The sequence below is a fragment of the Streptomyces sp. NPDC088725 genome (genome assembly GCF_044751305.1).
Lineage (GTDB): Bacteria > Actinomycetota > Actinomycetes > Streptomycetales > Streptomycetaceae > Streptomyces.
The window spans coordinates 222,288-241,053 of sequence record NZ_JBIVLO010000010.1 but is presented as its reverse complement, the minus strand read 5'-3'; the positions used below and the strand labels follow the sequence as shown (position 1 = coordinate 241,053).

The window sequence follows — 18,766 nt, the reverse complement described above, 5'->3', positions numbered from 1 at the left end:
GGGCGTGCGCGAGCACGTCCGGCCCGGCGGGGCTTCCGCCGTCCCGGGGGGCGGAAAACGCGCCATGGCCGCCCCCGGATTACGGGTGGCGGCCATGGCGGGAAGTGTCTTGAACAGAACTGAGTCCAGTTGCGGGCGGGTCAGGCGCGTGCGCGGCCCCGGCCGGTGACGAGGCGGTAGACCAGCAGCACGATCACGGATCCGGCCACAGCGGCGATCCACGTCGAAAGGTCGAAGAAGCCGTCGATGGAGTCGACGCCGAAGATGACCTTGCCGAGGAATCCGCCGAGGAGACCGCCGACGATTCCTATCAGGATGGTGACGATGATGCCGCCGGGGTCCTTGCCCGGGACGAGGAGCTTGGCGATGACGCCGGCGAGAAGTCCGATGATGATCCAGGCGATGATGCCCATGGTCGAGACCCTTCCTGAAGCTTTATGACGTTCTTACAGCCCGTCGTGTAGCCCCGAAGCCGGAGCCCAAACACGAATGGAGGGAACTCCGCGCGCGTCATGCCCCGGCCGGAGCGGCAGGGCTCTTCACCCGACTGGCGTGGCCGGGGTGGGCAGCGCGCCGGGCCGGGGCCAGAGTGGGGGAATGTGGCCCCGCAGGCTCAGGCAGGGGGTGGCGCTTCTGCCGCTGGCCTTCCTCGTGACATGTGCGGCTCCGGAACACAGGACGCCGGAGCCTCGGCACCCTGAGCCTCCGCGCCTCGTCTCGGGGCCGCGGCCCGTCATCGTGCCGAGATCGGTGTGGCACGCCGACGAGAAGTCGGTGGTGGAGAAGCCCGCGTATGTCGACTCCGTACAGGCCGTGTTCGTGCATCACACCAATCACGACAACATCTATGACTGCCGCAAGGACGTCCCCGTCATGCTGCTGTCGATGGAGGAGCATCACATCCACGATCTGGGGTGGAGCGACCTGGGCTACAACTACGTCGTCGACCGCTGCGGAAACATCTACGAGGGACGCGCCGGCGGACGGGACCGCACCGTACTGGGGGCGCACACGGAGGGGTTCAACGCGAGGAGTGTGGGAATCGCGGCGCTCGGGCACTACGGCCCCGGTGAGAAGGTGCCCCGTCCCATGCTGGAGGCGATCGCCGCCGTCGCGGCGTGGAAGCTGCCTCCCCGCGCGAATCCGCTGGGGCGGGTACGGCTGACGTCCAGCAACGACGAGAGCCGGGTACGGAAAGGCGCGTCGATGACGCTGAACGTGATCTCGGGGCACCGGGACGCGTACGAGACCGACTGTCCCGGATCCGCGCTCTACGACGAGTTGCCCCGGCTGCGGCGGGCCGTGGCCCGGCTGCGCAAGCGCGCGCAGGCCGCTCACGGACACGGGAAGGGGCGGTTCTGATGCCGGAGAAGCGTGCGGCTCCCGATGTGCTGGTGGTGGGCGCGGGTCTGGCGGGGCTCGCGTGCGCCCATGATCTGGTGGCCGCGGGTCTCGCGGTCCGGGTGATCGAGGCGTCCGACGGCGTCGGCGGACGGATGCGTACCGACCGGCACGACGGATTCGTCATCGACCGCGGATTCCAGGTGTTCAACACCTCGTATCCACAGGTACGCGGGCGTCTCGCGCTCCGGGAACTCGCACTGCGGCCGTTCACGCCCGGTGTGCTGGTGCACACCGGGCACGGCAGGCTCCGCTTCACCGATCCGACGCGGCGGCCGCGCGAGGCGGCCGGCCTGCTTCCCGGCAGGCTCGCCGGAACGCGGGATCTGCTGGCGCTCGGTGTTCTCTCCGCGCGCGACATGCTCGCGCCCGCACGGGTGGTGAAGGGCGGTCCTGAACACACCACGCGGTCGGCGCTGGCGGCGGCCGGCCTGTCCGAGGAGTTCGTCGAGCGGTTCTTCCGGCCGTTCCTGTCCGGAGTCTTCCTGGAGGACGAGCTGGAGACGTCGAGCCGCTTCTTCCATCTCGTCTGGCGCAGCATGCTGCGCGGCACCCTGTGCCTGCCCGCGCGCGGGATCGGCTCGGTGCCCCAGCAACTCGCGGACGGGCTGCCGCCCGGCACGGTCAGCCTTGACAGCCCGGTCGCGCAACTCACCGACTCCGGCGTACTGCTGGCCGACGGGGATGAACTGGCCGCCGACCGGGTGGTGGTGGCGACCGGTCCGGAGTCCGCCCGGACTCTGCTGCCCGGGCTGGAGATTCCGCCGTACCGGCTGACAACGACCTACTACCACGCGGCCGGTGTCCCGCCGCTGGCGGAACCGACGCTGCTGACGGATCAGCGCCGCCGCTTCCTCAACACCTGTGTGCTGAGCGAGGTGGTGCCCGGTTACGCGCCCGGGGGCGTGTCACTGATCTCCACCTCGGTGCTGGGCCCGGACTCCCCCGGGCGGGAGAGCGCGGTGCGTCGCGCGCTGGCCGAGGTGTACGAGGCGGACACCTCGGGCTGGGACCTGGTGGCTGTGCGGACCGTCGAGCAGGCACTGCCCGCGATGGTGCCCCCGCTGCGGCTGAGCACTCCGTCTCGTGCCGGCGCCGGCCGCTATGTGTGCGGGGACCACCGGGCGACGGGTTCCGTGCAGGGCGCGCTGGCTTCCGGGGCGCGGGCCGCGCGTGAGGTACGGCGCGACGCGGGCCTGTGGGGCGGGGTGTAAGGACCGCTGCCGGCGACCCGGCACGGGGAGCGGCGGCAACCGGCATACTTTGCACGTGCCCAGACCTGTGCCAGAAGACAACGCCCTTTCCGATGCAGCCCGTCGTACACCCCAGGACGTGGCCGACGCCTCTTACCCGCGGGAGGGCGTCTGCGTCGTCGCAGCCCGCGGCGACCTCGACATCGACAGCCTCGCCCCGCTGCGGGAGACGCTGGAGGCGGCCGCCGCTGCCCATCGCGTGCTTGTCCTCGACATCACGGACGTCACCTTCGGTGACTCCAGCTTCCTCAACCTCCTTCTGCGGACGGGGGAAGCGACGTCCCTGCGGATCGCCGCACCCTCGGAGCAGCTTCAGCGGCTGTTCGCCGTCACGGGCGCCGATCAGGTGCTGAGCCTGTATCCCAGCGTCGAGCGGGCGGTCGCGGGCTGACGCGGGAGAGTCGTGGGCTGACGCGGGAGAACCGCTCAACTCCGCAGGAGCAGCAGGGCGATCGTGGTGCCGTCCAGGGTGAGGATGAGTGTGCCGGGGCCGTCGCGGTGCGCGCCGGTGACGTGTGCTTCGAGGACGATGTCGCCTCCGAGGCTGCTCACGGGATGGACGTGAGTCGGCTCGATCCGGCCTCCGGCGGCCAGGAACTCCTTGTCGGCCCAGTCGGCGACGGCCGCTCGTCCGCGTATTTCATGTCCGGCGTCGTTGACCACGCCGTTGTCGGAGAAGCACGCCGTGAACGCGTCGAGGTCGCCGCTGTTGAGGGCGTTGACGAAGGCGCGGATGACCGGCACCTCCTCCTCGCCCGGGCAGTGTGACGTCGTGGTGTCAGCAGGATCTGTCATGCCCACCGGGTGCCCGTTGTCCCGTACCGCACACCACGCCGGGCCGGCGGGCGGCGGGCCGGTTCACGCCCGCCGCGCGCCGGGCAGTGTGAACCCGAGTTCCCCGGCGGCCACTTCGGGCGTGGGCTGTGACCAGCGTTCCAGCACGTCCTGGGTGCTGGAAAGGGACCGGGTCTCGGCGATGTCGAGGTAGAGCGTGCCGTCGAGGTGGTCGGTCTCGTGCTGGACGATGCGCGCCGGCCAGCCCGCGAACTCCTCGTCGAACGCCTTGCCCCTCTCGTCCTGTCCGCGGAGCCGGACGCGTGCGTGCCGGGCGACGACCGCCTGCCAGCCGGGGACGCTGAGGCAGCCTTCGAAGAAGGCCGCGCGGGTGTCGCCCACGCCCTCGTACACCGGGTTGACCAGGACGCGGAAGGGCAGCGGGACACGGCCGCGGGCCTCCCGTACCTCGTCCGTCACCGGGGCGGGGTCCTCGATGACGGCGAGCCGCAGCGCGATTCCCACCTGGGGCGCGGCGAGCCCCACGCCCGGAGCGGCGTGCAGTGACTCGCGCATCGCCAGGATGAGACGGTGCAGGCGCTCGTCCCCGAGCTGTCCCTCGTACGGGGCCGTGGGGCGGCGCAGCACCGGGTCGCCCGCGGCGACGATGGGCAGGGGGCGCTGCCCGTCGAGGAGTGCGTCGACGTGCTGGATCAGAGTGGTGTCCGGTGTGAATCCCATGAACTCACTTTCCCAGACGCCGCGGGTGCGGTGGCGGCGGGCGGGCGCCTGTTCACCGGCAGGGCGAGCAGAAGTCCGAGCGTGATCCATACGTACGCGTTCGATCCGAGGAACGCGCCCACGCCCGTCGAGTCCTCCCGCCACAGCCAGACCATGCTGCTGCACAGGATGACGTAGAGCACGGCGCACACCACGAGCAGATCGCGGTGCCCGCGGCGCGCGCGCTGCAGGGCGGTGTCGGTCAACCGGACGAGTGCGGGAATCGCCCAGACCAGATGGTGGACCCAGGTCACCGGGCTGACGAGGCAGGCGGCCAGGGCGGTGAGCGCGAAGCCGGCCGCGTCGTCGCCGTCGCGTGCGGCCGTGCGGGCGCGGTACGCCCACACCGCGAGGACGAGCAGTACGCAGGCCGGCCAGAGCAGGTGGCCGCCGCCGTCGGGCTGGAGGCGTGCGAGGACTCCCTGGAGGGACTGGTTGGAGACATAAGCGAGTGAGCCGACACGGTCGGTGTCCCACAGCGCCGCGGTCCAGAAGGTCCTGGATGCCCCGGGGTCGACGAGCGCGGCCAGCAGGGTGGCCGCGGCGGCGGTGCCGGTGGCCAGGGCGGCCTGCCGGCGGCGCCCGGTGATCAGCAGGTAGCCGATGAACAGCGCGGGGGTGAGTTTGACGGCGGCCGCCAGGCCGATGCCGATGCCCGCGTACCGGCCGCGGCCGGTGGCCAGCAGACGCGCGTCGGCGAAGACCAGCGCGACGAGGAGCAGGTTCACCTGGCCGAAGCTGAAGGTGTCGCGGACCGGTTCGAACAGCGCGAACAGGCAGCCGGCGACTACGAAGGCGAACCAGCGGCACCAGCGCTCGCGCCGGATCACCGGGCCGGCCAGCCAGTGCAGCAGCAGTGCCGCCGAGGCGGCGCTCAGCGCGATGCTGACGCCGACGGCCACGGGCCAGGCGACGAGTGCCATCGGCAGCATGGTCACGGCCGCGAAGGGCGGATAGGTGAAGCCGTATCGCGTGCCCGGGCTGAGGTAGTCGTAGATCCGGCCGCCGTGGTGGACCCACTGGTCGATGGTGCCGTAGTAGACGCCGACGTCGAAGAAGTCGCGGAACAGCGGGACGGTCACGAGGAACACGGCGGTGGCGACCACGAGGAACACCGCGGTGACCGGTCTGCCCACCGGTCCGGTCAGAGCGGCGCGCGGCGGTCTCGTGGTGCGGTCCTGCGGTCTCGTGGCGCGGTCCCGCCGTCTCGTGGTGCGGTCCTGGCGCTTCATGAGGCGGTCCGGGGGCGGGTGGTGGCGATTCCGGGCTCCGGTGTCAGGAAGAACATCCACCACAGGGCCACCAGTGCGAAGACTCCGCCGCACACCGCCAGGGACAACTGGAGCCCGTCCGGCGGCGATCCGCTCGGCAGCAGCGCCAGCGCGAGGATCCCGCTGCCGGCCGCGGCCCAGTTCCGTACCCGTCCCGCCGGCGCGGACACGGCGATGAGGCAGAGTCCCCACAGCGCGTACCAGGGTCTCGCCGCGGGGCCGAGCACGAACACGGCCAGCAGGCTCAGCGCCATGGCGTACAGGGGGCCGAGGGCCGTACGGCGCAGCCAGAGGGCCAGGACGAGGACGGCGGTGGCGGCAAGTCCGAACCAGCGCCACGCGGGCAGCGCCAGTGCGCCGTGTCCGCCGCCGAGTTGGTCGAGGAGCAGGCCGGTCAGCCGCCCGAGGCCGCTGGTGAGCGACCAGTTGTCCGAGGAGACGGGCGTGCCGAGCGCGCCGAGCCAGCCGTATCCGGTGCCGCTGAGCGCGGTCACCGCGACGGTGGTGGTCACCGCGACGGCGCCGGTCAGCACGGCAGCCCTGAACAGGCGGGCCCGGCCCGCGAACCGCGCGGACCACACGTCCGCCACCAGCAGCAGACCGATCGCGGCCGGTGCCTTGACCAGCGCGGCCAGCGCGATCAGGACCGCCGCGCGCACGGACCATCCGTGCAGGGCCGCCGCGAGCCCGGCGCAGAGCAGGCCCAGCATCAGGGCGTCGTTGTGCGCCCCCGCGATGAGATGGAGCAGTACCAGAGGGTTGAGCACGCCGAGCCACAGCGCGGCGGACGGTTCGACGCCGCAGCGGCGGGCAAGCCGGGGCAGGAAGACGATCATCAGCCCGACGCCGGCCAGCGCCACGAGCCGCATGCCGATGACTCCGGCCGGCAGATCGATCCGGGCGAGCGCGGCGGCCTTCGACGCGACGGTGAGGAACACCGGCCCGTACGGGGCCGGGGTGTGCTGCCACACCGGCGCGACCTCCGCCGCGAGCGGCCCGCCGAGGTCGTGCGGACCGTTCGTGTAGACGTCGAGGCCCGCGTCGACCATGGCGCCCTGCGCCAGATAGCTGTAGACGTCCCGGCTGAACAGCGGCGGTCCGAGCACCAGCGGGGTGGCCCACACGGCCAGTGTGATCAGCAGTTCGCGTACGGCGAGCGGCCGGGTGCCGCGTACCGCGCGGCCCAGCCACCACCAGGCGGCGATCAGCAGGACGATCCCGAAGTACGCGCACATCAGGCCCAGTGCGGCTCGCCCGGATGTGGCGGCCGGTTCCTCGGCCAACGGCAGCGCGCCCGCGGTCAGTCCGCCCGCGGTGAGCGCGACGGACCCCACAAGCCCCAGCATCCGGCACCGGTTCGGGTCGACGTCCACGTTCAGAGCGAGCATCCGAGGATGCTCGCAGCCCACGGTGACCAGCAGGCAACGGCGCCGCCACGACCGGGTGGCAGGCACACAACCACCGTGCCGCGCGGGGTCGCCGGTCTCGCATCCCGCGGATACGATCGGCGGCCGCTGTGCCCGGCACGGGGCACGTGTGGGACGGGGATACGGGGATGGTCCGGTGAAGGTCGGTCAGGCACGGGGGTGGCGGCGCGGTGGGTGGCGGAACACGCGCGGGGCGCCGCCGGCTACGGCGGGGCGTACTTCAGCGGTTCCACGGTGGGGCTGCCGGACGGCGCGGAGCTGTCGCCGTCCTCCGACGTCGATGTCGTCGTGGTCACCGAGCCGGACGGGCCGCAGGCCGGGCTCGGCAGATTCCGTCATGACGGCGCCTTGCTGGAGGTGAGCCACATGCCTTGGAGCGAGCTGTCCTCGGCGGACGCGGTGCCGGCCTCCTGCCATCTGGCGGGCGGTTTTCGTACGGACACGGTGATCGACGATCCGACGGGACGTCCCGGAGAGCTGCGGGCGCGGGGTGCGGCCGATCGCGATCGACGGGAGCCGGGAACTCATCGACGGCGGTCTGCACCGCGAGGCGGTGTTCTGGATCGTCGCGGCCTTCGCCCGCTGTCACACCGTCCTGGCCGCCGACGCGCCGGACGCGCACCGCGCGTGGGAACCCGAGTTCCTGGCTGCGGTGGCCGATCTCGGCATCCTGTCCGCCGGGGACATTCCCGGCGCGCCGAAGGGGTCACCGCGTATCTGCCCCGGCTTCGGCGGGCCGCGTAGGTGATGCCCGCGGCGCGCGCCGCGGGCCGGTAGCGGTACGCCGCCGCCCGCCCAGGTGGGCAGGAAGGGCAGAACGGGGGCGCCGGTGTGAGACTGCGGTGGAGGAGGTGATCGCCGATGGGGAGTGAGCCCACGGCGCACGGGCCCGGCGAATGGCTGCTGGAGGAACTGCTCTCCGAGGCACACGCGGCGGCGCCGATGGACCTGCCCAAGGTGGTGAACCGGTGCGCCACGGCGATCGGGCTCCACGAGGTCGTCGTGTATCTCGTCGACCTCCAGCAGCGGCACCTGGTGCCCCTGACCGAGGGGCTGCCGCAGCTGGGAGTGGATTCCTCGAAGGCCGGCTACGCCTACCGCACGCTCTCCTTGCAGGTGACCGACTCCCCCGCGGCGGGGCTCGCCGTCTGGCTGCCGCTGGTCGACGGCGAGGAGCGGCTGGGTGTTCTCGGCATCCGGACGGAGACGCTGGACGCGACGCGGCTGCGCCGCTGCCGGATGCTCGCGTCCGTGCTCGCCATGGTCGTCACCTCGAAGCGGGCGTACAGCGACAGCTTCGCACGGCGCTCCCGTACGGAACAGATGGAGTTGCCGGCGGAGATGCTGCGTGCCGTGCTGCCGCCGCGGACGATCGGCAACGGCCGCGCGCTGTCGACAGCGGTGCTGGAGCCCGCGTACCGGATCGGTGGCGACGCGTTCGACCACTCGCTGACGAACACGACGCTGCACGCGGCGATCCTCGACTCCATGGGCCATGACCTGGCGTCCGGGCTGACCACGGCCGTCGCGATGGCCGGCTGCCGCAACGCCCGCCGGGCCGACGCCGAGCTGCCGGAACTCGTCGCCGCCATCGACCGGGCGCTCGCCGAGTGGCTGCCCGAGCAGTACTGCACGGGTGTCGTCACTCAGTTGGACCTGGCCGGCGGAATCTTCCGCTGGTGCAACTGCGGGCATCCGCCGCCTCTTCTCATCCGGAACGAGCGAGTGCTCGACCGGGCGTTGGAACGTGCCCCACAGCCGCCGATGGGGATGCCCGCGCGGTTCTCGGAGGGGCCGCGCGAGGTCCACGAGGTCGCGTTGGAGCCGGGTGACCGGGTGCTGATGTACACGGACGGGGTGACGGAGTCCCGTATCGAGGGCGGCGCGGAGTTCGGCCTCGACCGTTTCACCGACTCCATCATCCGGGCCACGGCGGCGGGTGAGCCCGCGCCCGAGGCGCTGCGGCGGCTCATCCACTCGATCCTGGGCCGGCAGAACAAGCGGTTGCAGGACGACGCCACACTGCTGCTGATCGAGTGGCGGCCGCCGCGCCAGTGAGTGTGCGGCTCGGTGCGGACCGGGTCTCGGTCGGGCCGCGGTTCAGTGCGGGCTGGTGAAGACCGCGCGGGTCTCGCGGGCCCAGGCGATGGTGTCCCTGGCGGTGTCCGCGAAGGGGCGCGGCCGGTAGCCGGCGGTCAGGGCGCGTTCGCAGGACAGCCGGAACACGCCGTCGTCGTTTCCGTCGTGGGGCTGGACGATTCCCGCGGCGTGTTCGTCGACGTTCTCGTCCGGTGTCCAGCGGACTGTCGCGGGTCCGGCTCCGGCGGCGAGGCGACAGGTCTCCAGCATCGCGGCGAACGTCATCGGCGGCGCCATCACGTTGAAGACTCCGGGCAGCGGTGTGGTGCCCGTACGGATCATGAAGGCCACGAGGTCGCGGACGTCGGTCACTTGGAGGGGCTGCTCCGGGCGGGCCGCGCAGGGGACGGGTCCTTCTCCCGCCATCGCCAGGGCCCAGCCGGGAAGCGCGCCGAACGGGTCGCCCGGGCCGGTGACCAGTCCGGAGCGGATGGAGGTGGCCCGGCCGGGGAACGCCTCCTCGGCGGCCCGTTCACAGGCGGCTTTCAGCGGGCCGTACGTCTCGGCCGTGAAACCTGCCGGCTCGGCGCCGCCCTGCGGCAGGACCGGACCGTGGATCGGGGCTTCCTCGGTACGGCCCGCCGCGGCGGTCCTCGGGTAGACGGCGATCGAGGACATGAAGGTGTAGTGCCCGACGCGGGGGGCCAGCAGGCGGGCGGTGGCGGCGACCTGCCGGGGCAGGAATCCGCTGAAGTCGAAGGCGGCGTCCCACGTTCCGCCCGCCAGCGCGGCCAGTCCCGCGGGATCGCCGTCGGCCGTACGGTCGCCGACGAGCCGGGTGACGCCGGGGAAGAGGTCCGGGCCGGTCCTGCCGCGGTTGAACAGGGTGAGGTGGTGGCCCTCGGCCAGGGCGTGTGCGACGAGGTGGCGGCCGAGGAACTTCGTACCGCCGAGGACGAGCAGGCGCACAGTGGACTCCTGTTGAGCGTTCCCGCTGGATGTTCTGCGCGGATGCGCGGGCGCGAAGGATGATGTCGCGGTGACGTACGTGACGGAAACCGATTTTCCCGCGTGGCTGCGGGACGCGGCCGGACTGCTGGGGCACGGGGTGCTGCCCTTACGGGGTGAACGGCTGCGCCTGTGGGGGCTGTCGGAGGTGTGGCGGCTGGAACTGGCGGGCATGGGGCCGCGTTCCGTGGTGGTCAAGCGCGGCACCGGCGAGATGGCCGAAGAGGCAGCCCGCTACCGGGACTTGGTTGCTCCGCTGCGGGTACCGGCGCCTCGGCTCATCGCCGCGCGGGGCGGCGGCGGAACCGAGCCCGTCGTCCTCGTCCTGGAGGATGCCGGGCAGCACACACTGGAGCAGCGGCCCACCGCCGGCGGTTACCGGGAGGCGGTGCGCACGCTCGCGCGGATGCGGGCCGTCGCGGCGCGTGAGCTGGCCTCGCTCCCGGCGCTCGGGGCGGGGTCGCGCCGTACGACAGCGGACTTCGCGGACACCGCACGCGTCACCGGGGCGGCGCTGGCGCGCCTGCGGCCGGACCTCGCGGGTGCGCTGGACGGGCCTGCCCGGGTGCTGGCCGGCCGGCTCGAACTGCTCGCCGCGGACCCCGGCGCGCACCCGGCCACGCTCGTCCACAGTGACTTCCATGCGAAGAACCTGGTCCTCGGGACCGGTGGCCGTGTCGTGCCGGTCGACTGGCCGCTCGCGTATGTGCACGCCCATCTGGGCGATCTGTACTGCCTGTTGCGCGAGGCTCGGAATCATGGTCGGGCGCAGCAGGTGGAAGTGGCCTCGCTGCCCGGGGTGTTCGCCGAGGAGGCGGGGGCGGACCCCGCGTCCGTACGGGAGCAGTTGGTGATCGGCGGTCTCTGCTGGACACTGCTCGCGCTGCGCTGGGTGGTGGAGGACGGGGTCCGGGTGGTGCCGGAGTCGGCACGGTGGATCGATGAACTGGTCTCGGACGCACGGTCGTTGGCGGGGACGCCCGGGTCGGTGGGGGCGATGGGCTGAGGCCGGTTCTCTGCACCGGGCGTCGCGGCGGGACGCCGCACGACGAGCGGCAGCACGAGGAGGGACACCGCCGCGGTGACGCGGCCGACGCTTTGGCCGCGTCACCGAAGCGAGCGCCTGGTGGAGTTCGTCCCGGACTGTGAGGCCGGGGTTTCCTTTCACGCACCTGGTGTACCGGGGCCGTGAAGGACCAGCCGGGCAGGCAGTTGCGGGGCTCTGCGGGGAGGCGTGGCCCGGACTGGGAACGGGATGAAGGTCCATTTCAGCCATGATCACCTGAGTGGTCTGCTATCCATGCCCGCTCCATAGCCAATTTCGTTACCGTGGCCGTATGACCCCTTCACCGCCGCCCTTCAGCGGACGTATCTCCGCCGCCAGGCTGGCCGATACGCTCGGAGACTGGCGCACGGGCGGCCCGCGTTCCGGCGGGAAGGATCTGGCCGACGCCATCGAGACACGCGTCCGGGACGGCCGGCTGCCGCCGGACACCCGGTTGCCGTCGGAGCGCGAGCTGGCTCTCGCGCTCGGTGTGAGCCGGACCATGATCGGTGCGGCTCTCGACCATCTCCGGGACACCGGGCTGATCGCGTCCCGCCAGGGCGCCGGTTCCTGGACGGCCGCCCCTCCCGGTGCGCGACAAAGCGGCCCGGTCCTGCCCGGCGCGTTCGATCTGATCAATCTGGCGCGCGCGTCGCCGCCCGCGGCCCAGGGGCTCGAACCCGCGTTTGACGCCGCGCAGCGGTCGATGCGGGAGGCACTGTACGACGAGACCTACGACGACCTGGGCATCCTGCCGCTGCGCGAGCGCGTCGCCGCCCGCTACACGGCGCGTGGTCTGCCGACAGAGCCGTCCGAGATCATGATCACCAACGGCGCGCACCACGCCTTCGCGCTGGCGCTCCATCTGCTGGCGGGCCCGGGCGACCGGGTGCTGGTCGAGCAGCCCGGCTATCCCCACGCACTGGGCGCGGTGGCAGCGGCGCGGGCTCAGCCGGTACCTGTGCCGGTCGACGCGTTCGCCGACCGGGCCTGGGACATCGACGGCATCGAGGCCACGCTGCGCCAGACCTCGCCGCGCCTCGCCTACCTGATGGTGGATTTCCACAACCCCACGGGCCGGAAGCTGGACGCGGCGGGCCGCGAGCGGCTGGGGGCCGTCCTGGCTGCCACGCGTACGTACACGGTGGTGGACGAATCGGCGGTGGATCTCGACTACGGGCTCGCCGCGGGCACCCCGGCGCCGCCACCACTGGCCGCCTACGCGCCGCGGTGGACGATCACGGTCGGGTCGCCCGCCAAGTCCCACTGGGGCGGGCTGCGCATCGGCTGGCTCAGGGCTCCGGAAGAACTCATCGGAAGGCTCGCCGGCACCCGGGACTCGCTGGACCTCGGTTCGCCGCTGTTCGAGCAACTGTGGCTCTGTGAACTGCTCGCTGAGCCGGAACCGGTCCTCCAGGCCCGGCGCCGGGAACTGCGCGAGCAGCGCGACGCTCTCGCGGCCGCACTGCGCAGCGGGCTCCCCGACTGGTCCTTCCGCCTGCCGGACGGCGGTCTGAATCTCTGGTGCCGGCTGCCCGCCCCGGTCGGTCCACGGCTGGTCGCCGCCGCCGAGCAGCACGGCGTACTCCTGGTACCCGGCGCCCACTTCGGCGCGCAGGACCGGCTGGAGCGCTGGCTCCGGCTGCCGTTCGCCCAGCGGCCCGACCGTCTGAGGGACGCGGTGGACCGGATCGCGGCGGCCTGGGCTTCGCTCCGTTGACTTCGCCGCGGGCTGCGTTCAGGATGCGTGGATGCGTGCCGCCACCGCCTTTCTCTACGCGCTCACCTGCGGCGTCGCCGTCAGCACCGTCTATCTTCCGCAACCGCTGCTGGGTCTGGTCTCCGACGACCTGCGGATCGGTGTCGGCAGCGCGGGGACGCTGGCGACCGCCGTCCAACTCGGCTACGCCCTGGGCATCCTGCTGCTCGTTCCGCTGGGTGACCGGATGCGTCCGCGCAGGCTGGTCACCGTCCTGCTGGTGAGTACGGCGCTGCTGCTGGCGCTCGCCTCCACGGCCACGTCCACCGCCGTCCTGGCTCCTCTGCTGGTGGTCGCGGGGGTGACCGCGGTCGTCCCGCAGGTCCTGATCCCGCTCGCGGGACGCCTGGTGCCCCGGGAACGGTCGGGCGCCGTCGTCGGTGTGCTGATGACCGGGCTGGTCTGCGGCATCTTCGGCAGCCGGGTCGTCGCGGGACTGGTCGGACAGGCCGTCGGCTGGCGGAGTGTGCTCCTCGTCTTCGCCGCGCTGAGCCTGCTCGTGGCCGTCGCCCTGTTCCGCGTGCTGCCGGACGGATTCCCGCCGCCGGCTCCTTCGTACAGCAGGCTCCTGGCGGGACTCCCCCGGCTGGTCCGCGCGCAGCCGGCTCTGCGGCAGGCCGCCTGGATCCAGTTCTTCGTCTTCGGCGCGTTCAACGCCACCTGGACGGTACTGACGCTTCAACTGACCGGCCAGTTCGGCTGGTCGACGGGGCAGGCCGGGCTGTTCGGCCTGGTCGGGCTGGCCGGCGGCCTGCTGACGCCGGCGGCCGGGGCGCAGGTCGACCGGCGCGGTCCGCTCGCCGTGCTGGGCGTGTGCCTGGCGCTGGTCGCGGTCTCCGTCGTCCTCATAGCCCTCGGCGGCGGCACTCTCGTCGTTCTGGCGCTCGGCATGTTCGTCCTCACGGTCGGGACGCAGTGCGCGCAGGTCGCCCACCAGACCCGGATCTTCGCCGCCGTTCCCGAGGCCCGCTCCAGCGTCAACACCGTCTACATGTCGGCTGCTTTCCTCGGCGGGTCCCTGGGTGCTCAGCTCGGAACCGCGGCCTTCACGCACAGCGGTCTCGCGGGAGTCGCCGGGACGGACACGGGGCTGGTGTGCCTGGCGGTCCTCGGTTATGGCGCCGCCCGTCACCGCGCGCGGACCCGTACCGCGCTCTGAGCGTCCCAACCGTTAGGCTGGCCAGTGATGTTCTCCCCCACGGGCCCGACCCTCCGCGAACTCGCCGTGCAGGCGCTCTCGTCCATCGAGCACGGCTACGACCTGCTCGCGCCGAAGTTCGACCAGACGCCGTTCCGCACACCTGACCATCTGCTCGACGCCGTGGTGCGCGCCGTACGGCCGCTGGGTCCCTTCCGCACGGGGCTCGACATCTGCTGCGGCACGGGAGCGGGCGTCGGTGTGCTGCGGGAGGTGTGCGAGGAACGGGTGACCGGTGTGGATTTCAGCGCCGGGATGCTCGCCGCCGCGGCGGCCGCCCTGCCGGAGGTACCGGGCGCGCCTCCGGTGGAGTGGGTACGGGCCGACGCGCGCGCTCTCCCCTTCACCGGTGCCTTCGACCTGGCCGTGAGCTTCGGCGCGTTCGGTCATTTCCTGCCCGGGGAGCGGCCCGCGCTGTTCGACCGGGCGTACGCGGCTCTGCGGCCGGGCGGCCGCTTCGTCTTTCCGCTTCCCGCGCCGCCCCGGGTCGGCTCGCGGCTCTACTGGGCCCTGTGGGGTTTCGACAGCGTGATGCGGCTGCGCAATCTGGTGTGGCACCCGCCGTTCGTCATGTACTACCGCACGTTCCGGCTGCCGGACGTGCTGGCCGAACTGACTCTGGCGGGGTTCACCACGGAGCTGCGTACGCTGCCCGGCCTGGGGACGCTGCCCGACGGTACTCCCCGCTGTGCGCTGGTCGTGGCCCGACGGGCGTGAGCCGTGCGCGCGGGAGGCGGCCCGGTGCGCGGCGGGGCGGTCCGTGTGCGGGGATCAGATGTCGATGCCGGTGACGGTCGGCGGACCGAGCGGGGCCTCGTTCTCCGAGAATCCGGCGTCCCGCAGCGCGGCAGCGGCGGTTTCCTTGGCGGCGGCCTCCGCGCCTCGGTTGTTGTCCGCCTCGATCTCCAGCCTGATGCTGAAGGTGCCGTTCTCGTTGACGGTGAGGATGTCCAGGTCCTGAGCCTCGCCCAGCGTGGTGTGCTGCGGGTCCGCGGGACGCAGCCCCTCCACCACCGCTGTGCGGGAGGCGTCGGTGAGGTCCCGGAGGAACGTACCGGGGATGGTGATGACGTAGGTGGTCATTCGGACTCCTTCGTGGGCGGCCCCCGTCGGGCGGGGTGAGCCTTGCGGCCCCTCTGTAGTCCTGCCCAGCTTTGCGCCGCGATCACCTGGCGGTTGTTTCCATGGGCTCGTCCGGCGGAGGCGGTCAGATCCGCCAGGAGCGTATGCGGTCGGCCGCGGCGAAGACGTCCGTCTTCTCCCTGGTCAGCTGCTTGGTCAGCTCGACCAGCTCGCCGTACGGGGCGTCGACGCCCTCGCCGCTCATGGTCATGTAGGCGATCGCGACGGCGCAGGCGAACCGTACGTTGTAGGCGGGCAGCGGTCTGAGTGCGACGAGGGTGTGCAGCAGGGCTGTCGCGCGCCAGGCCGGATCGGAGTCGATACCGAGCCGCGGCGGATCGACGCGGTGGCGTGCGACGGCGGCGACCAGCGCCGAGAAGTCGGAGACCACCGGCTGGTCGGGCAGGACGCCCTCCTGCTGTCGCAGGAGCCAGCGCACATCGACGTACAGTGCGGTCGGCATCTCTCAGGCGGCCCGGCCCGTGGTGCCGGCGCCGGGTCCGTCGTCGATGCCCGCGTCCGCGATGGCGTCGGCGAGCGCGGAGTCACCGAAGACCCTGCGGAAGACGCCGGCGCCTTCTTTGAGCGCCCGGTGCTGGGCGACCGCGTCCGCCGTCGACGAGCGTACGAACGCCTTCATCGTCATTCCGCGCTCCGCGGCGATCTCACGGATCTCCTGGAGTTCCGTGTCGGGGAAGTCCACATTGAGAGCAGCCATGGGCTGAAGCTATCACTCCGGTACCTGCCCCGGCATATCCACAGGTCAGGACGTATGCGGCCGGGTACCTCACCGGTGCGGGGACCGCGGGGCGTACGGATTCTCACCGAGCGGTCCGCCACACCCCGGTCCCCCAACCCGGCCCGGGCTCCATGGCGTTGGGCGGCGCGGCCGTCCTTCCGGCGGTTGCGCACACACCGGCACGCGCCCCGCACGCCCCTGGCCGGAGCGGGCGGGCCGCGGCGCCGTCGGCGGTGTGGCCGAGGCGACGCGTGTGGACGTGCGCGCGACGAGACGCCTGCCGGACCAGCGAGACAGCCGCCGGACGGGAGGGGTGGGGGCGGGAGCGATGCGGTCAACACTGCGCACCTCTTTCGGGGAGTGTGAGCCCCGGCGGCCAACTGGCTCCAGAACCAGTGCATTTGCCCGGTCCGCCGGCTGCTGAACGCCCCGTGCGCCGCTGCTTTTCCCACCGGTGCAGAACCACTGGTACGGGCCAACGCCTACGCTGTGGCACAACGGTCACCCGTACAGACCACTGGCAGTCACAAGAATCAGAGAGGCACACTCATGACATCCGCATCCGGCACGCCCCACAGCGTCGAGGCGACAACAGCGCTTCTGCGGGAGGAACTTCCTCATCTCGAGGAGCACCAGCAGTCGCTGGAGAAGGAACTGGCCGTGGTCACCGACCGGCTGGAATCCGTGCGGACCGCGCTGAACGCCCTTCAGGCGCTCTCGCTCGCTCCCCTTGCGGCGGACCGGGCCCCTGCCCCCGCAGGCCCGCCGGCCGCGGTGGAGACCGGGCCCGGGACGGTCGCGGGGACTCCGAAGAAGGCGGCGACCAAGAAGGCGGCGCAGAAGCGGATCCCGGCGAAGAAGACCGCCAATCCGAAGCGTGCGAAGTCGGAGGCGCCGAAGAAGGCGAAACCGTCGGCGGGGGACCAGGACGAGCAGGCCGGCGGTCTGACGGAGCAAGTGCTCGCCGTGCTGTCGGGCGCGGGCAAGGACGCCGTCCGGGCCCGCGATGTGGCGCGGGCACTGGGCCGCGACGCCACTCCCGGCAGCATCAACGCCGTAAGGAGCACACTCGACCGTCTCGTCGCCACGTCCCGGGCCGACCGTGCGGGCCGCGGCCTCTACCGGGCACGCGCCTGAGGCCTCTCGTTCGGGTCCGCGACCGGAGGCAGAGGACGCCCGGGCGCGGGGCCCGCCGGTCGATCAGTCGGAGGACGGGCCCGGACGGGTCGCCGGTACGCGGCCGTCCACGACGAGCGCCGTCCCGTGCACGAACCGGGCCTGGTCACTTGGCAGGACGCGCCGCCGCGTGTGCGATGTCCTGGCTGGACGCCGTCGTACAGCGCTACCGGGAGCAGGGGCAGAACTGCCCACGCAGTACGCTCCCTTCCCCGATGGGCCGCAGCGAGCAGGAAACCCGCGAGAGCGTCCTGAACCCGCTCGCGCGCCGGCCGGACAAGCTCACTGACATGCATCCGCATGCATGCGCGACCCGGGGAGGGCGGGGCCGGCGTCGACGCCGACAGGGCGTCCGCGGCCTGCCGGCCGGGTTGCGGGGCGCCGTCGTGGTCATGCTCGCCGAGACAGCGTGCGGACCCCGGAGATCGCTCTCGGCACCGCGATCGCGCAGTTGCTCGCGGGCGCGCCGCCGCTGTGAGGAACGTCCGTTCGCCGAGCTGACGAATCATTGGGGGGAACCCGCTGGTGTCCGCATGGCGGAACTCCCCCGGGGGCGGGTCCCTGCGCTTTCATGAGGCGAATGGACCAGATCACTTTTCTTGTGGCAATGGTGATCGTCACCGCCTTGGCGTTCGACTTCACCAACGGATTCCATGACACCGCGAACGCGATGGCCACGTCCATCGCCACAGGAGCGCTGCGTCCCAAGGTCGCGGTCCTGATCAGCGGCGTGCTCAACATCGTGGGCGCCTTCCTGTCCACGGAGGTCGCGAGGACGATTTCCGGCGGCATCGTGGCGGACAACCTGGTCACGCCGGGGATGATTTTCGCGGGACTGGTGGGCGCCATCATGTGGAATCTGGCGACCTGGCTGCTCGGACTGCCCTCCAGTTCCTCGCACGCCCTGTTCGGCGGGCTGATCGGAGCCGTGTGGGTGGGAGCCGGGCGCCACGGCGTGCACTTCGACGAGGTGATCGACAAGGTCCTGCTCCCGGCGATCGCCTCGCCGTTGATCGCCGGCCTAGCCGCGCTGATCGCCACGTACACCGCCTACCGGATCACCTCACGCAGCCGCGAGTCCTCGGTGAACCGGGGCTTCCGGCTCGGCCAGGTCGCCTCCGCCTCTCTCGTCTCCCTCGCGCACGGCACCAACGACGCGCAGAAGACCATGGGCGTCATCACCCTGACGCTGATCTCCGCCGGCGTGCTCGGTCCGGGCGCGGGACCGCCGCTGTGGGTCATCGGCTCCGCGGGGCTGTCCATCGGTCTCGGTACGTATCTGGGCGGCTGGCGGATCATCAGGACCATGGGCCGCGGGCTCGCGGACATCCGCGCTCCGCAGGGGTTCGCCGCCGAGTCGGGGGCCGCCACGGTCATCCTGACCTCGGCCCATCTGGGCTTCGCCCTGTCCACCACCCAGGTCTGCTCCGGGAGCATTCTCGGCGCGGGGCTCGGCAGGCGGCTGGCCGAGGTGAGGTGGGGGATCGCGGGACGGATGGTCGTCTCCTGGTGTGTGACGATTCCCGCCGCCGCGATCGTCGGCGGGGTCGCCGCGGCGGTCGTCGTGCACGGCGGGACGCTCGGCGTGGTGGTCATCGCCGTGGTCGCGGCGGCTGTCGCCGCCTTCATCGTGGTCGCGTCCCGCCGTAATCCGGTGACGGCCGGCAACGTCAACGACGACTACAAAGTGGCTGTCCGCCGCGACGTCACCAAGACCCATGTATGACCCGCCAC

At 72.0% G+C, this 18,766-nt stretch carries 20 protein-coding genes; 11 read left to right on the top strand and 9 right to left on the bottom strand.

Annotation, left to right across the window (positions count from 1 at the left end; translation table 11 throughout):
- Positions 1-140 precede the first annotated feature (140 nt).
- Positions 141-413 carry a GlsB/YeaQ/YmgE family stress response membrane protein gene (locus tag ACIP6N_RS24520; RefSeq protein WP_401818781.1) on the bottom strand — a complete coding sequence of 91 codons (273 nt, stop codon included), beginning with the start codon at positions 411-413 and terminating at the stop codon, positions 141-143.
- Between the two features lie 325 nt (positions 414-738).
- Here ACIP6N_RS24520 and ACIP6N_RS24515 point away from each other — a divergent pair, with 325 nt between their 5' ends.
- From ACIP6N_RS24515 to ACIP6N_RS24505, 3 genes are all read left to right on the top strand, one after another.
- Positions 739-1,362, top strand: a complete 624-nt coding sequence (locus ACIP6N_RS24515) for an N-acetylmuramoyl-L-alanine amidase (RefSeq protein ID WP_401818778.1) — start codon at positions 739-741, stop codon at positions 1,360-1,362.
- On the top strand, positions 1,362-2,615 hold the full coding sequence (locus ACIP6N_RS24510; protein WP_401818777.1) for an NAD(P)/FAD-dependent oxidoreductase: 1,254 nt from the start codon (positions 1,362-1,364) through the stop codon (positions 2,613-2,615). Before ACIP6N_RS24515 ends, ACIP6N_RS24510 begins: the two co-directional genes overlap by 1 nt.
- 118 nt (positions 2,616-2,733) lie before the next feature.
- A complete protein-coding gene (locus tag ACIP6N_RS24505) occupies positions 2,734-3,045 on the top strand; it encodes an STAS domain-containing protein (RefSeq protein WP_401818775.1) in 312 nt (103 codons plus the stop codon).
- Between the two features lie 35 nt (positions 3,046-3,080).
- On the opposite strand, the gene ACIP6N_RS24500 is transcribed toward ACIP6N_RS24505, so the two are convergent.
- The 4 genes from ACIP6N_RS24500 to mptB form a co-directional block, all read right to left on the bottom strand.
- Complete coding sequence (locus tag ACIP6N_RS24500; protein WP_401818773.1) at positions 3,081-3,449, bottom strand: nuclear transport factor 2 family protein; 369 nt, start codon at positions 3,447-3,449, stop codon at positions 3,081-3,083.
- Positions 3,450-3,512: 63 nt separating this feature from the next.
- Positions 3,513-4,169, bottom strand: coding sequence for a peptide deformylase (locus tag ACIP6N_RS24495; protein ID WP_401818771.1), 657 nt, complete (start codon positions 4,167-4,169; stop codon positions 3,513-3,515).
- On the bottom strand, positions 4,142-5,356 hold the full coding sequence (locus tag ACIP6N_RS24490) for a glycosyltransferase 87 family protein (RefSeq protein WP_401818843.1): 1,215 nt from the start codon (positions 5,354-5,356) through the stop codon (positions 4,142-4,144). Before ACIP6N_RS24490 ends, ACIP6N_RS24495 begins: the two co-directional genes overlap by 28 nt.
- A gap of 80 nt (positions 5,357-5,436) precedes the next feature.
- Entirely contained in the window at positions 5,437-6,867 is a 1,431-nt protein-coding gene (gene mptB, locus ACIP6N_RS24485) for a polyprenol phosphomannose-dependent alpha 1,6 mannosyltransferase MptB (protein WP_401818769.1), read from the bottom strand.
- Between the two features lie 529 nt (positions 6,868-7,396).
- On the opposite strand from mptB, the gene ACIP6N_RS24480 reads away from it, so the two are divergent.
- Together ACIP6N_RS24480 and ACIP6N_RS24475 are read left to right on the top strand one after the other, a co-directional pair.
- Positions 7,397-7,654, top strand: a complete 258-nt coding sequence (locus tag ACIP6N_RS24480; protein WP_401818766.1) for a hypothetical protein — start codon at positions 7,397-7,399, stop codon at positions 7,652-7,654.
- Positions 7,655-7,767: 113 nt separating this feature from the next.
- Positions 7,768-8,964: a PP2C family protein-serine/threonine phosphatase gene (locus ACIP6N_RS24475; RefSeq protein ID WP_401818764.1), complete on the top strand. Its 1,197-nt coding sequence runs from the start codon at positions 7,768-7,770 to the stop codon at positions 8,962-8,964.
- 42 nt (positions 8,965-9,006) lie between these two features.
- On the opposite strand, the gene ACIP6N_RS24470 is transcribed toward ACIP6N_RS24475, so the two are convergent.
- A complete protein-coding gene (locus ACIP6N_RS24470) occupies positions 9,007-9,954 on the bottom strand; it encodes an NAD-dependent epimerase/dehydratase family protein (protein ID WP_401818762.1) in 948 nt (315 codons plus the stop codon).
- A 70-nt stretch (positions 9,955-10,024) separates the two neighbouring features.
- On the opposite strand from ACIP6N_RS24470, the gene ACIP6N_RS24465 reads away from it, so the two are divergent.
- The 4 genes from ACIP6N_RS24465 (at position 10,025) to ACIP6N_RS24450 (ending at position 14,712) form a co-directional block, all read left to right on the top strand.
- Complete coding sequence (locus ACIP6N_RS24465) at positions 10,025-10,999, top strand: phosphotransferase (RefSeq protein ID WP_401818760.1); 975 nt, start codon at positions 10,025-10,027, stop codon at positions 10,997-10,999.
- A 331-nt stretch (positions 11,000-11,330) separates the two neighbouring features.
- Positions 11,331-12,758 (top strand): PLP-dependent aminotransferase family protein, encoded by a 1,428-nt coding sequence (locus tag ACIP6N_RS24460; RefSeq protein ID WP_401818759.1) that lies wholly within the window; start codon positions 11,331-11,333, stop codon positions 12,756-12,758.
- Positions 12,759-12,789: 31 nt separating this feature from the next.
- Complete coding sequence (locus ACIP6N_RS24455; protein WP_401818757.1) at positions 12,790-13,956, top strand: MFS transporter; 1,167 nt, start codon at positions 12,790-12,792, stop codon at positions 13,954-13,956.
- Between the two features lie 27 nt (positions 13,957-13,983).
- On the top strand, positions 13,984-14,712 hold the full coding sequence (locus ACIP6N_RS24450) for a class I SAM-dependent methyltransferase (protein ID WP_401818755.1): 729 nt from the start codon (positions 13,984-13,986) through the stop codon (positions 14,710-14,712).
- A gap of 54 nt (positions 14,713-14,766) precedes the next feature.
- Here ACIP6N_RS24450 and ACIP6N_RS24445 read toward each other — a convergent pair whose 3' ends face one another.
- The 3 genes from ACIP6N_RS24445 to ACIP6N_RS24435 form a co-directional block, all read right to left on the bottom strand.
- Positions 14,767-15,078 (bottom strand): hypothetical protein, encoded by a 312-nt coding sequence (locus ACIP6N_RS24445; protein WP_401818753.1) that lies wholly within the window; start codon positions 15,076-15,078, stop codon positions 14,767-14,769.
- Positions 15,079-15,202: 124 nt separating this feature from the next.
- Positions 15,203-15,580, bottom strand: coding sequence for a toxin Doc (locus tag ACIP6N_RS24440; RefSeq protein WP_401818751.1), 378 nt, complete (start codon positions 15,578-15,580; stop codon positions 15,203-15,205).
- A 3-nt stretch (positions 15,581-15,583) separates the two neighbouring features.
- Entirely contained in the window at positions 15,584-15,835 is a 252-nt protein-coding gene (locus tag ACIP6N_RS24435; protein ID WP_401818748.1) for a hypothetical protein, read from the bottom strand.
- Between the two features lie 570 nt (positions 15,836-16,405).
- Here ACIP6N_RS24435 and ACIP6N_RS24430 point away from each other — a divergent pair.
- Positions 16,406-16,993, top strand: coding sequence for a hypothetical protein (locus tag ACIP6N_RS24430; protein WP_401818746.1), 588 nt, complete (start codon positions 16,406-16,408; stop codon positions 16,991-16,993).
- A 619-nt stretch (positions 16,994-17,612) separates the two neighbouring features.
- Positions 17,613-18,758 carry an anion permease gene (locus tag ACIP6N_RS24425; protein WP_401818744.1) on the top strand — a complete coding sequence of 382 codons (1,146 nt, stop codon included), beginning with the start codon at positions 17,613-17,615 and terminating at the stop codon, positions 18,756-18,758.
- Positions 18,759-18,766: the final 8 nt, after the last annotated feature.

Excerpts from the sequence above, each read along its gene's own strand:
- mptB (WP_401818769.1), bottom strand. The coding sequence starts at position 6,867 with ATGCTCGCTCTGAACGTGGACGTCGACCCGAACCGGTGCCGGATGCTG.
- ACIP6N_RS24495 (WP_401818771.1), bottom strand. The coding sequence starts at position 4,169 with ATGGGATTCACACCGGACACCACTCTGATCCAGCACGTCGACGCACTC.
- ACIP6N_RS24475 (WP_401818764.1), top strand. The coding sequence starts at position 7,768 with ATGGGGAGTGAGCCCACGGCGCACGGGCCCGGCGAATGGCTGCTGGAG.
- ACIP6N_RS24450 (WP_401818755.1), top strand. The coding sequence starts at position 13,984 with ATGTTCTCCCCCACGGGCCCGACCCTCCGCGAACTCGCCGTGCAGGCG.
- ACIP6N_RS24435 (WP_401818748.1), bottom strand. The coding sequence starts at position 15,835 with ATGGCTGCTCTCAATGTGGACTTCCCCGACACGGAACTCCAGGAGATC.
- ACIP6N_RS24425 (WP_401818744.1), top strand. The coding sequence starts at position 17,613 with ATGGACCAGATCACTTTTCTTGTGGCAATGGTGATCGTCACCGCCTTG.
- ACIP6N_RS24455 (WP_401818757.1), top strand. The coding sequence starts at position 12,790 with ATGCGTGCCGCCACCGCCTTTCTCTACGCGCTCACCTGCGGCGTCGCC.
- ACIP6N_RS24520 (WP_401818781.1), bottom strand. The coding sequence starts at position 413 with ATGGGCATCATCGCCTGGATCATCATCGGACTTCTCGCCGGCGTCATC.
- ACIP6N_RS24430 (WP_401818746.1), top strand. The coding sequence starts at position 16,406 with ATGACATCCGCATCCGGCACGCCCCACAGCGTCGAGGCGACAACAGCG.
- ACIP6N_RS24460 (WP_401818759.1), top strand. The coding sequence starts at position 11,331 with ATGACCCCTTCACCGCCGCCCTTCAGCGGACGTATCTCCGCCGCCAGG.
- ACIP6N_RS24510 (WP_401818777.1), top strand. The coding sequence starts at position 1,362 with ATGCCGGAGAAGCGTGCGGCTCCCGATGTGCTGGTGGTGGGCGCGGGT.
- ACIP6N_RS24500 (WP_401818773.1), bottom strand. The coding sequence starts at position 3,449 with ATGACAGATCCTGCTGACACCACGACGTCACACTGCCCGGGCGAGGAG.
- ACIP6N_RS24445 (WP_401818753.1), bottom strand. The coding sequence starts at position 15,078 with ATGACCACCTACGTCATCACCATCCCCGGTACGTTCCTCCGGGACCTC.
- ACIP6N_RS24440 (WP_401818751.1), bottom strand. The coding sequence starts at position 15,580 with ATGCCGACCGCACTGTACGTCGATGTGCGCTGGCTCCTGCGACAGCAG.